The following is a 12478-nucleotide window of genomic DNA, read 5'->3' on the forward strand; positions in this document are numbered from 1 at the left end:
CTTCGTCGTTCCATTGGGAGTACTCGCTGCGCTCGTACTCCCAGGCCCAGCTAGTCACCAGCTCCCGGGGAGCGGGCCGCCGTACCAGTGCTCGACCAGTGAGCGGCTGATCGAGACGCCGCCGGGGAGCACGAGGGTGCCGCTCTCGGCCTGCTCGTGCATCTCGGTGCGAGTGAACCAGGCTGCCTCCTCGATCTCGTCCTGGTCGACCTCGATCACGGTCGACTCGGCGCGACCGATCATCGCGAGCATCAGGCTGGCCGGGAGCGGCCACGGCTGGTTGCCGAAGTAGGTCACCTCGCCGACCCGGACGCCGACCTCCTCCGCGACCTCACGGCGTACGGCGTCCTCGAGGGTCTCCCCCGGCTCGCAGAAGCCGGCCAGCGTCGAGAACCGGCCCTCGGGCCAGACCGACTGCCGCCCCAGCAGGCACCGCTCGTCGTCACTGCCGGGCTCCCCTGCGGTCACGAGCATGATGACCGCGGGGTCGGTGCGCGGGAACTGCGGCTTCCCGCACCGCGTGCAGTGCAGCTCGTGACCGGCAGCGGCTGAGACCAGGGAACCGCCGCAGCGCGGGCAGAAGCGCGTCGCCCAGTGCCACTCCGCGAGCCCGAGGGCGTGGAAGACCAGCGGGGCCATGTCGGTGGCCTCGCCGCCGAGCGCCGGCAGGAGCCCTCGCAGCGGGAGCCAAGCCCCCTGCTCGGCCTCGGCCAGCGCGGAGTCGGTGATGACGGCGAACCACGTCTCGTCGTCGCGCTCCCCCAGCAGCACCCGCACTCCCTCGGGCGCCTCCTCGGGGCGCACCCACGCGATCGCGCCATCGCGCGGGCGCACCCGGGTCCCGGACACCACGAGCACCCGCGTGCGCACGGCGGACCAGCGCTCGTCCAGCCATGCGTCGTCCTTGCGGCGCAGGCCGGAGCGGTCGTGGGCGGGCGTCGAGAGCAGGAGGTGGGGATACGTCACGGTGCCGAAGTTAGTCCTAGGGTCATCAGGCATGAGCACCCACATCGGCGCCGCGGCAGGCGACATCGCTCCCTTCGTCCTGATGCCCGGCGACCCGTTGCGCGCGCAGTGGATCGCCGAGACGTTCCTCGACGACGCCCGCTGCTACACCCAGGTGCGCGGGATGCTCGGCTTCACCGGCACCTGGCAGGGCCAGCGGGTCTCGGTGCAGGGCAGCGGCATGGGCCAGCCGTCGCTGGCGATCTACGTCAACGAGCTGTTCACCGACTACGCCGTGGAGTCGGTGATCCGGGTCGGCTCCTGCGGGGCGCTGACCGAGCGACTCGCGGTGCGCGACCTCGTCATCGCCTCCGGTGCGTGCACGGACTCCTCGATGAACCGGATCGCCTTCGAGGGCCTCGACTACGCACCCGTGGCCGACTTCGGGCTGCTGCGCGACGCGGCGGCCGCCGCCGCGGCCAGGGCCGCGACCAGAGGTCCGGGCGGTCCCGCTGTGCACGTGGGGCTGATCTTCAGCAGCGACTCGTTCTACGCCGCCCGGCCCGAGCTCGCCGCGCGGATGGTCGACTACGGCGTGCTGGCCGTCGAGATGGAGGCCGCCGCGCTCTACACGCTGGCCGCCAGGCACGGCCGTCGTGCGCTGGCGATCTGCACGGTCTCCGACCACATCGTCACCGGCGAGGAGACCACGTCCCACGAGCGCGAGCAGACCTTCGGCGAGATGGTCGAGATCGCGTTGACCGCGGGCCTGGTCTCCGGAGCCCCAGGGACCTCAGGGGCATAGTCGACGTTTCCAGGGTGTTGGGACGTGCGTGGAGATCCTCGACGCAGTGGTCATCGGCGCCGGCCAGGCCGGCCTGTCCGCGGCCTTCCACCTGGCCCGTCTCGGGATGAGCCATGTGGTGCTCGACGCCGACGAGGCACCGGGTGGCGCGTGGCAACACCGCTGGGACTCGCTGACGATGCACGACGTCCACGGGATCGCGGCGCTGCCCGGGTCGACCGCCCCCGGCGACTCGGGACTGCGCGCCAACACCGTGCTGCCGTCGTACTTCTCCGCCTACGAGCGCGTGCACGCGATCCCCGTCGTCCGTCCGGTCGCGGTCGACCGGGTCGAGGACCAGGACGGGTTGCTGGTGACACGGGCCGCTGACCGGTCGTGGACCAGCCGGGCGCTGGTCAACGCGACCGGCACGTGGAGCCACCCGTTCGTGCCGCACTACCCCGGCATCGCGACGTTCGGTGGGGAGCAGCTGCACGCGGCCGACTACCCCGGCCCGGAGCACTTCCGCGGTCGGCGCACCCTGGTGGTCGGCGGCGGTGCGTCAGCGGTCCAGCTCCTCGGGGAGATCGCGCCGGTCACCGACACGCTGTGGGTCACCCGCCGGCTGCCGCTGTGGCGCACCGACGACTTCACCCCCGAGGGCGGACGCGCTGCGGTGGCGCTGGTCGAGGACCGCGTCCGGCGCGGGCTCCCGCCGGCGAGCGTCGTCAGCGTGACCGGGCTCGCGCTACGCGAGCAGGAGCGAGAGGCCTCACTGCTGGGTGCCTACGAGCGGCGGCCGATGTTCGCCGAGATCCAGCCGGACGGCGTCCGGTGGGCCGACGGCAGCACCTCACGCGTCGACGTGATCCTCTGGGCGACCGGATTCCGCCCGGCGGTCGGCCACCTCGCTCCCCTGCGCCTGCGCAGCCCGCACGGCGGCATCCAGCTCGACGGCACCACGGTGGTCGCGAACCCCCGCGTTCAGCTCGTGGGGTACGGCCCGTCGGCGAGCACCATCGGCGCCAACCGCGCGGGGCGGCAGGCGGCACGCGGCGTTGCCGGCCGGCTCACCGCGGATCGCGCTGAGCCGGTCAGGGACGCAGGCTGAGGATCGCCTCGAGCTCCTCGCGCCCCGGCAGGTCGGGCGGCAGCACCAGCTCTTCGTTGCGGACGTAGTAGAACGCCGCGGCGACCCGCTCGAGCGGCACGTCGTGGAGCTCGGCCCAGGCCAGGCGGTAGATCGCGAGCTGCAGCGCATCGGCGGTCTGGGCCCGGTTGGTCTTCCAGTCGACGAGCAGGAACCCCTCGCCGGCTGCCGTCGTCTCGGCGTAGACGGCGTCGATGCGACCGCGCACCACCTGGCCGCCGAGCACCAGCGAGAAGCCGCTCTCGATGGCGAAGGGGGTGCGGTCGCCGAAGGGGCCCTGCTCGAAGGCCTCGATCAGCTGGTCGAGGTCGGCCTCGTCGTCGATGCCAAGGTCGCCGCGACCGGGCAGGTCATCGGGGTCGAGCAGCGGCTGCTGGCCGAACCGCGCCTCGACCCAGGCGTGGAAGAGGGTGCCGAAGCGGGCCGCCGGGGACGGTGGCCGCGGCATCGGTCGGACCAGGTCGCGGGCGAACCCGTCGGGGTCGTCGCGCAGTCGCGCGAGCGCGGTGGCCGACAGGCTGGAGGGCAGGGGGACGGCCACGTCGGTCGAGCGCTCGCGGCGGGCCTCGGCGACCAGCCGGTCGAGCTCGTCGTCCCACGTGCCGATCCGGGACAGCGCCACGAGGTCGAGCTCCTCGTCCTCGACTGCCACCTTCTCGGGGTCGGCGAGAGCCTCGGCCACGAGCTCGGCCGCCGCGATGCGGCGCAGGGCCTCGGCGGTCCGCTCGGTGACCGGCCAGGGGAACTCCCGCCGGCCGAGGCGCAGGGGGTTGGGGGTGCCTTTGGGCGGGGTGTCGCGCCACTCCAGCGGTGCGACGCCCCAGGACGCCATGGTCGCGCGGATCGTGAGCTGGTAGGGCGAGGGACCCAGCGGGCTCTTGCGCTCCTCGTTCCACACGTAGGAGGACACCGCCAGCCGGTGCCGGGCTCGCGTCAGGGCGACGTAGGCGAGCCGGAGCTCCTCGGTGGCCTCGTGCTCCTTGGTGTCCTGCTGGAGGCGGGTGAGCCCGGCCTTGTCATGGGTGCGGAGCACCGGGAGGTCACGCGCGTCGCCGCGCAACGGGGTCGGGAGCAGCTCGAGGCGCGTCGGCCACAGGCCGCGGCTTCGGGTGACGGGGAACTTCTCGAGGCAGGCGCCGACGAGGAACACGATGTCCCACTCCAGGCCTTTGGCGCGGTGCACGGTGAGGAGCTTGACCGAGTCGGCCTCGCTCGGGGTGGCGACGTCCATGCCGTTGCCGAGCTCGTCCTCGGCCTCGAGCCAGGCCAGCAGCGACGGCAGCGTGACCGTGCCGTCGATGGCCTGGAAGTCGGCGACCGCTTTGACGAAGAGGTCGAGGTTCTCCCGTCGGGCGCGGGCCGCCTCGCTGACCGAGGACGCCAGCTCCACGTCGATGCCGCAGGTGTCGATGATGCGCCGGACCAGCTCGAGCAGCGGCTCGCCGGCGTGGGCACGCAGCTGGCGCAGCTCGGTCGAGAGCAGGGCGAAGCGCTCGCGCGCGGACCCGGAGTAGGCGGCCTCGCCGGGGTCGTCGAGGGCGTCGGAGAGGGCAACCACCTCGGTGGGATCGGCACCGGCGACGGCCTGGGTCAGCTCGTCGGCCAGGCTCAGCCCGGCACGGGCGGGGCGTCGGGACCCGGCGAGCAGCTGAGCCCGCTTGCCGAGCAGTGCGAGGTCGCGTGGTCCGATCGCCCAGCGGTGGCCGGTGAGCAGCGTGAGCACCTCCGCGTTGGCGGTGAGGTCGTCGATGAGCGTCAGCGTGGCGAGGACCTCGGAGACCTCCGGCAGGCGCAGCAGCCCCTTGAGACCCACGATCTCGACCGGGATCCCTGCCGACGACAGGCTGTCGAACACGTCGGCAGCATGGTTGTTGTCGCGCACGAGGACACCGATCTCGCGCCAGTGCGACCCGTCGGCGTCGCCGCGGGAAGCGATCACCTGGTCGGTCAGCCAGGCGAGCTCGTCGGCGTAGGTCTCGTGGACCAGGGTCTGCACCGCGCCCTCGGCGTCGGTGCCGCTCTCGAGCGGCTCGACCTGGGGGAACTGGCGGTAGAGCGGCTCGGCGATCCGGTTGGCGACCTGGAGGATCCGCTGGTCGGAGCGACGGTTGACCGTGAGGTGGAACGTCGTGACGTCTCCCCCGTTCTCGCGGCCGGCAGGCGGGAAGTCCTCGCCGAAGCGCAAGATGTTGGAGACCGACGCACCCCGCCAGCCGTAGATCGCCTGGTTGGGGTCCCCGACGGCGGTCACAGGATGGCCGTCGGCGAAGAGCCGGCGCAGCATCAGGGCCTGGGCGACCGAGGTGTCCTGGTATTCGTCGAGCAGGACGATGCGATATTTGCCGCGCTCGACCTCGCCGACGACGGGGTGCTCGTCGGCCAGCCGCGCCGCCAGGGCGATCTGGTCGGAGAAGTCCATCAACCCCAGGGTCGCCTTGAGCCGGCGGTAGTCGTCGACCAGGAACAGGGCCTCGGCCCGCCGGGCGACGGCGCTCGCCACCTTGGCGTGGTCACTCTTGTTGCCGGCGAGACCGACGTCGAAGCGCGGCCACTGGTCGGCGTCGAAGGCCCGCAGCCGGTCGACGTCGACCAGGTGCTCGCTGAGCGCCGACTCCAGGCGCAGGATGTAGTCGATGACGTGCTTGGGGCTGTCGGAGAGCTGCTCGACCGACCCCGTGTGCCGGTCGATCACGCGAGCCGCCAGCTGGTAGCGGGAGGCGTCGGCCATGACGCGGGTGTCGGGCTCGTGACCGATGCGCAGGCCGTGCTCGGCCAGGAGGCTGGAGGCGTAGGCGTTGTAGGTCGCCACCATCGGCTCGAGCACCTCCTCGGCGCCGTCCTCGTCGATGGTGACGCCCCGACCGTGCCCGGCGTCGGCGAGCGCGGCACGGATGCGGTGGGCCAGCTCGCTGGCGGCCTTGGTCGTGAAGGTGAGGCCCAGGACCTCGTCGGGCCGGACCTGGCCGGTGGCCACGAGGTAGACCACGCGGGCGGCCATCAAGGACGTCTTGCCGGAGCCGGCACCGGCAATCACGACGGCCGGCTCCAGGGGGGCCGACACGGCCGCCCACTGCTGATCGCTCACGGCGTAGTCGGTGCCCATCAGCCGCTGCAGGTCGGCCGGGGAGTCGAGGGTGACGGGCTCGACGGCGGGAGCAGTCACGTCGGTCGTCGTCGTCACGAGAGCACTGTCCCGGAGTGCTTGGACGGGCACAGGCTGTGGAAGTCGCAGTAGTCGCAGTGGCCTCCGGGCCTGGCGGGGAAGGTCTCTGCGCGGATGGCGTCGACGGCCGCCATCAGCTGGACCTCGATAGGCCGGCGGCCCTCCTCGTCGGGCTCCTGTGGCTCCTGCCGCTGGACCTTGAGCTTCTGGTAGGCCTCGTGACGCAGCTGCCAGAGCTCGGCACCGCCTGCCTCGGCGGGCGCCGTCACGCCGTCGATCTCGTCGACCGCGCCGTGCTCGACGGCCAGCTGGTAGAGGCCGAGCTGGGGGTGGACCTTGACGTCGTCGCCGGTCGGGGTCTGCTTGCCGGTCTTGAGGTCGATGACGACCACACGCCCGTCGGCGTCCAGCTCGAGCCGGTCGGCGTAGCCGTGGAGGCGGACCTCCTCGCCGTTGGGCAGCGGCACGATCGCGCTGAGCTGCTTCTCGGTGTCGAGGACCTGGCGCGCCTCGGGGCGCTGGTGCCAGGCCAGGAACCGCAGCAACGCCTTGGCGACCTCGACGCGCTCGCGCTGACCCGACCAGGGCGTGCGGAAGGGCACCTGGGCCCAGACCGAGTCGACGTGGTCCATCAGGCCCTCGACCACCTCGGTGGGCGGGGCACTCGTGTCGATGTCGCCGCGGCTGATCCGGTCGGCGAGGGCGTGCACGACGTTGCCGAACCCCTGCGCCTGGGTCGAGGCCCGCTCTCCTCCGGCCTCGGCCTCAAGGAACCACTTGGCCGGGCACACCTCGAGACTGGTCAGGGCCGTGGCCGAGAGGCGCACCGGCTCGTCGACCGGACGCAGCGGCTGGTCGGAGACGCTGGACGCGCGGGTGCCCCACCACGAGGCGGGGTCGGCGGTGGGGATCCATGCGGCGCCGGCGCGGTGCTCGGTGACCAGGCGCGCGAGGCGGCGGGCGGCGGCCCGTCGCAGCGGCTCGGCGACCGTCTCGTCGGCGGCCGTGCGGCGCAGCTCGGCGACCAGGCCGGGCAGCGACAACGGCCGGGCGGGACGGCCCTGACGGTGCTCGACGCGGATCCCGAGCTCGTCGAGGAAGCGCGAGGCCTGCTCGCCGTCGTCGTCGGTGGAGGCGACCGCACTGACGACGAGCCGCTCGCGGGCGCGGGTGCACGCGACGTAGAACAGCCGGCGCTCGTCGGCCAGGAGCTCACGGGACGTGGTCGGCGGCACCAGCCCGTCGGTGCCGATGCGGTCGGCCTGGAGCAGCGTGGCCCGGCGTCGCAGGTCGGGCCAGCCCTCCTCCTGGACGTGGGCGACCACGACCAGGCGCCACTCGAGTCCCTTGGAGCGGTGAGCGGTGAGCAGCCGGACCGACTCACCGCGGATGCCCTGCTCGGCCAGGGTGTCGCCCGGGATCTGCTGGGCGACCAGGGTGCTGAGGAAGGACGCCAGACCGGTGTGGCCCCGCCTCTCCTCGACGCGGGCGGCCTCGTCGAACAGCGCGCACACCGCGTCGAGGTCGCGGTGGGCACTGCGGGCCTGGGACCCGCCGCGACCGACCTGGGTCTGCAACCGGTCGGGCCAGTCGGTGCCGGACCACAGCAGCCAGAGGATCTCCTCGGTCGTCGCGCCGTCCTGGAGCCCGGCGTGGGCGCGGTGCACCAGGGTGGTCAGCGCTCGCGCCTTGCCGACCGCCCGGACGTCACCGGCCGGGTCGAGCCCCGCCAGCACGCTGGGGACGGCCAGGGCTGCGCGCAGGAGCTCGGGTGAGCTCGTGGGCTGACGCTCCTCCAGGGTGGCCAGCACCCGGTCGCGGGCCCGCAGCAGGCGGGCCAGCACCCGCACGTCGGCGGCGTCGAGCCCGGCGAGCGGCGACTGGAAGAGCCCCTGGGCACGCTGCGGGTCCACGAATCCGTCGGCCTGGGGGTCCGCCACGGCGAGGTGCAGCACGGCGGAGAGCGCGTCGACCAGGACGTGGACGGCCGGCTCCTGCACCAGGGGGGTCTCGTCACCGGCCACCTCAACCGGCACCCCGGCCGCGGCGAGCGAACGGCGCAGCGGAGGGATCGACGTGCGGCCGGAGCGGACGAGGACGGCCATCTCCGACCAGCCGATGCCGTCCTCGAGGTGGGCACGGCGCAGGAGGTCGGCGAGGTGCTCTGCCTCGGCGCGCTCGGTGTCGAAGGTGAGCACGTGGACCCGACCGTCGCCGTGGTGACCGCTGGCCTGCGGGCTGAGGAACTGCTCGCGGGCCGTGGTGTCGATCGATCCCGGCATCGGGAGGCGGGACGCCACGCGCTGGGAGGCGCGCAGCAGCGCAGGACCGAAACGACGCGTGGTGCGCAGGACGACCACGTCGGCTCGAGCCCCGTCGGTGCGGGGGAAGGCGGTCGGGAAGTCGAGGATGCCGCGAATCTCGGCCCCGCGGAAGGAGTAGATCGACTGGTGGGGGTCGCCGACGACCGTGAGGTCCCGACCGTCGCCTGCGAGCGCACGCAGCAGCGCGACCTGGCCGGGGTCGGTGTCCTGGTATTCGTCCACGAAGACGTGGCGGTAGGTGCGACGCAGCTGACCGCGGTGCTCCTCGGCGACGAGGACCGCGCGGCGGATCAAGTCGGCGTAGTCGACGGCGCCGCGGGAGTCGAGGACCGTGAGGTATTGCTCGAGGAAGGCCCCGGCTGCGACGTAGGCCGGCAGGTCGTGCTCGCGCCCGAGCGCGATCAGGTCGTCTCCCTCGAGCCCCTTCTCCCGCGCCCGGGAGAGCACCGCCTGCACCTCGACCGCGAAGCCGCGGGTGCCGACGGCGCGGCGCAGCGACTCGGGCCAACGCACCGACTCGGGCGCGTCGGTGAGGAGCTCCTGCAGGACGACGTCCTGCTCGGGGGCGGTGAGCAGGCGCAGCGGGCCTTCGTAGAGCTCGTCGGGCGCGTGCTGACGGATCAGGCCGTAGGCGAAGGAGTGGAACGTCGAGCCGATGCTGGTCGTCATCGTGCGACCCAGGCGGGCCGTGACCCGGTCGCGAAGCTGCTCGGCGGCCTTGCGGGAGAAGGTCAGCGCGAGGATCTCGTCGGGCTGCGCACCGTCCTCGACGCGCCGGGCGATCGCCTCCACCAACGTCGTGGTCTTGCCCGTGCCCGGCCCGGCCAGGACCAGCAGCGGCCCGCCTGCGTGGTCGACCACCTGCTGCTGGTGCGCGTCGAGGGTGGGCACCGCTGCACGGGCCTCGGGGCGGACGAGGTGGTAGGTCGGCGAGGGCACGAGGTCACCTCATCACATGGTGCCGACAGTGGGGGGCGGGGTCGGCACCGCGTCACGCGAGCTCGAAGTCGGCGAAGTCGAAGCCCGGCGAGACCAAGCAGCTCACGAGCGCGTCGTCGGGCGAGAGCACCGTGCGCTGCCAGACGCCGTTCGGCACGAGCGCCTGCGGTCGGCCCGCATCCACGACCACGCTCGGCCCGGCCACGGGCAACGGGCCGTCACCGCCGAGCTCGATGGTGACGACACCGGTGTGGACCAACCAGAGCTCGTCGGAGGCCACCCGGTGCCAGGCCGAGGACTCCCCCGCGGGCAGCAGGAAGTAGATCAGCGTCGCCGTCGGACGGATCCGGCCGTCGGGGAGGGTGACGGAGACCGGCGAGGCCCAGGTCTGGCGGTACCAACCGCCCTCGGGATGCGGCTGCAGGTCGTGTACGACGGCGAGAGCGGGCCGTCGTAGGTGCCTGACGTAGCGGTGGTTGGGCACGAGGATCGGGCCATCGGGGCCTTCGGCCGCGTAGTCGACGACCCCCTCGTCGACCCACCCCTCACGTTCGTAGAAGCGACGGGCTCGGGCGTTGCCGACGGCCGCGACCAGCCAGGCCCGCTCGTGGCCGGTGGCGGCGACCCGACGCAACCCGGCCGCCATCAACGCGGCGGCCACGCCCGTGCCCCGGTGGCGTCGGTCGACGAAGACCTGCTCGAGCTCGGCGTCGACCACCGTCACGAAGCCGGCCACCGCGCCGTCCACCACGGCGAGGGTCGTCTGGGCGATCCGGTCGGCGGTGCGAGTGCGGAAGGAGGCCGGCGTGCGCACGGCCGTCAGCTCGTCGGGGACGTGCCCGTCGTGGCCGTCGTGCCAGCCGGTGTCCCAGATCGATGCCACCGCCTCGACGTCGTCGGGGGTGGCCGGACGCAGCACGAGCTCGCTCACCCGTCCAACCTAGGGCGTGCCTGGTCGGCGGCCCTCGACGCGGGTGGCTCGGAGTCCTCCGAGTCCGACCTCGCCGTGGCAGGGCCGCCAACCTCGCGGCCTCAGCCCAGGTCGACGATCGCGGCGACGGGGCCGCCGCCGTCGGGTCCCTGGTGGGCGGCAGAGACCGAGACGAACACGGCGGGGTCACCGGTGACGGCTGCGGTGACGCCACCGACGGCGGCCTTGATCTGGCGGTGCCAGTGCACGTCGGAGTCGTCGAGCATCGCGTTGCGACGGCCGCGGACGCTGCCGTCCTGCGAGACCTCGCACTTGAGGAAGACGTTGACCAGTCGGCCGTCGAGGTCGGAGGTGTGCGGACGCTCCGGCAGGTTGAGCCCGGCCGAGCGGATCGCGTCCCAGATGCCGTCGGAGTCGAGGGCGTCCTTCATCACGGAGTGACCGACGCGGTAGCGACCACCGATGCCCTGGGCGTTACCGACCACGACGACCTGCGCCACGTCGAGCTCGACGCCAGAGGAGCAGGAGGCGACGGCGGAGTAGAGCGAGCGGTCGTGCATGACGTCGGCATCGGTCGGCATCTCGATCTCGCCGAGGGCGACCGCGATCCCGAGGGCGGTGCACCCGTTCGAGAGGTCCATCGACTCGTGGGTGTGCTCGGTCCACACGCTCTTGCCGCGCGACTTGGCGTCGCGGATGGTGTGGACGGTCAGCAACGGCGTCTTGGTCTGGACGTAGTGGACGTCGGCGACGTCGGTGATGCCGGCCTTGGCCATCGCCTCCTTCACCGCGACGGCAACCTTGGAGACCATGGCGACACGACCGATGTCCTCGGGGAGCAGCTGCTCGCTCATCGCGAACCCGACCGTGAGACGCGCCTCGTCGCTCTGGACGGCGTCCTCCTTCGGCACGGTCGCGAAGATGGTGGCGTGGGGGCTGATCACCCCGTCGGTGCCGCCGGACCACACGATCGGGACCTGCTTGACCTGGTCGGCCGGGGCGCCCTTCTCGATGAGCACCTCACGGAAGGCGCGGTCGGAGATGATCCGGGTGTAGTCGTTCACCCCGCCGTTGCCCTCGGTCTTGCCGATGATCGCGATCACGCGGTCGGCGGCCATGACGCCGTCGTCGATGAGCTTCGCGAGCTCGGAGGCGTCGGAGACGGAGTGGATCGGGACCTTGCGTACTTCGATGGCGTCGGGCATGTGGCTGCTCTCCTGGTGGGGGCTAGTTGGGTACGACGACGGTGCCGGCGTTGCCGGCCACGGCGTCGACGATGTTGTCGAGGTTGGTGATGACAGCGCGCCGGCCGCCCTGCTCCACGAAGCGGCAGACGGCGTCGACCTTGGGGCCCATGGAGCCGCTGGCGAAGTGGCCCTCGGAGCCGTAACCGCGCATCTGGTCCACGGAGACGGTCCCGACCTGCTCGGCACTGGGCTGGCCGTAGCGCAGCACGGCGTTCGAGACGTCGGTGGCGACCACGAGGACGTCGACCTCGACCGAGCGGGCCAGCAGGGCTGCCCCGAGGTCCTTGTCGATGACCGCCTCGACGCCGTGCAGGACGCCGTCAGCGTCCCTGACCACGGGGATCCCGCCCCCACCGTTGGCGACGACGACGAAGCCGGCCTCGACCAGGGCGTGCACGGCCGGGGCGTCGAGGATCTCGAGCGGCTCGGGCGAGGCGACCATCCGGCGCCACCCCTTCTCGCCACGGTCCTCCCAGATCTCTCCGTGCTCGCGGAGCACGCGTGCCTCCTCGGCCGGCAGGAACCGGCCGATGGGCTTGGTGGGCCGGGTGAAGCCCGCATCGCCGGCGTCGACGCGGGCTCGGGTCACGACGGCGGCGGATCGCTTGTCGATCCCGCGCTCGGCGAGCGCGGCGTCGAGGGCGTTCATCAGCACGAAGCCGAGGGTGCCCTGGGTCTGGGCGCCGCACCAGTCCAGCGGGACCGGGGGTACGACGCTCGCGGCCAGCTCGTTCTTGACCAGGAGGTTGCCGACCTGGGGACCGTTGCCGTGGGTGATGACGACGTCGATCCCCTCGGAGACGAGGCCGGCGACGGCCTGCATGGCGACCTGGGCAGCGGCGATCTGGTCCTCGACGCGTGCCCGCCCGTCACGGTTGGTCATGGCGTTGCCGCCGAGTGCGAGTAGGACCTTCATGATCTCGACGGTAGTGACCGCGGGGAGCCCGGACACCAGCAACTACGGCCAACGAAGAGGCCGACCACTGGCAGGAGTT

General features: G+C 72.6%; 8 protein-coding genes. 2 read left to right on the forward strand and 6 right to left on the reverse strand.

The genetic code is table 11. The annotated features are described in order from the left end of the window. Nucleotides 1–54: 54 nt before the first annotated feature. A complete protein-coding gene (gene nudC, locus BM204_RS15275; RefSeq protein WP_091115034.1) occupies nt 55–966 on the reverse strand; it encodes an NAD(+) diphosphatase in 912 nt (303 codons plus the stop codon). A 31-nt stretch (nt 967–997) separates the two neighbouring features. Between nudC and deoD the strand changes: the two genes are divergently transcribed. Continuing rightward, the gene (gene deoD / locus BM204_RS15280) at nt 998–1750 is read left to right on the forward strand and encodes a purine-nucleoside phosphorylase (RefSeq protein WP_091115037.1); all 753 of its coding nucleotides are present in this window, start codon (nt 998–1000) and stop codon (nt 1748–1750) included. Nucleotides 1751–1778: 28 nt separating this feature from the next. Beyond that, complete coding sequence (locus BM204_RS15285) at nt 1779–2840, forward strand: FAD-dependent oxidoreductase (protein ID WP_091115038.1); 1062 nt, start codon at nt 1779–1781, stop codon at nt 2838–2840. Here the strand turns inward: BM204_RS15285 and BM204_RS15290 are convergent. The 5 genes from BM204_RS15290 to BM204_RS15310 all read right to left on the reverse strand — a co-directional run bounded on the left by BM204_RS15290 (nt 2824) and on the right by BM204_RS15310 (nt 12399). After that, a complete protein-coding gene (locus BM204_RS15290) occupies nt 2824–6060 on the reverse strand; it encodes an ATP-dependent helicase (RefSeq protein WP_246166299.1) in 3237 nt (1078 codons plus the stop codon). The genes BM204_RS15285 and BM204_RS15290 overlap by 17 nt on opposite strands. Then, on the reverse strand, nt 6057–9305 hold the full coding sequence (locus tag BM204_RS15295; protein ID WP_091115041.1) for an ATP-dependent helicase: 3249 nt from the start codon (nt 9303–9305) through the stop codon (nt 6057–6059). Before BM204_RS15295 ends, BM204_RS15290 begins: the two co-directional genes overlap by 4 nt. A 52-nt stretch (nt 9306–9357) precedes the next feature. Continuing rightward, nucleotides 9358–10236 carry a GNAT family N-acetyltransferase gene (locus tag BM204_RS15300; RefSeq protein ID WP_218031252.1) on the reverse strand — a complete coding sequence of 293 codons (879 nt, stop codon included), beginning with the start codon at nt 10234–10236 and terminating at the stop codon, nt 9358–9360. A 101-nt stretch (nt 10237–10337) separates the two neighbouring features. Beyond that, nucleotides 10338–11441 carry a barbiturase gene (bar, locus tag BM204_RS15305; protein WP_091115043.1) on the reverse strand — a complete coding sequence of 368 codons (1104 nt, stop codon included), beginning with the start codon at nt 11439–11441 and terminating at the stop codon, nt 10338–10340. 22 nt (nt 11442–11463) lie between these two features. Continuing rightward, entirely contained in the window at nt 11464–12399 is a 936-nt protein-coding gene (locus tag BM204_RS15310; protein WP_091115265.1) for a carbamate kinase, read from the reverse strand. Nucleotides 12400–12478: the final 79 nt, after the last annotated feature.

The sequence above is a fragment of the Nocardioides psychrotolerans genome, from assembly GCF_900113685.1.
In the GTDB taxonomy this organism is placed as follows: domain Bacteria; phylum Actinomycetota; class Actinomycetes; order Propionibacteriales; family Nocardioidaceae; genus Nocardioides; species Nocardioides psychrotolerans.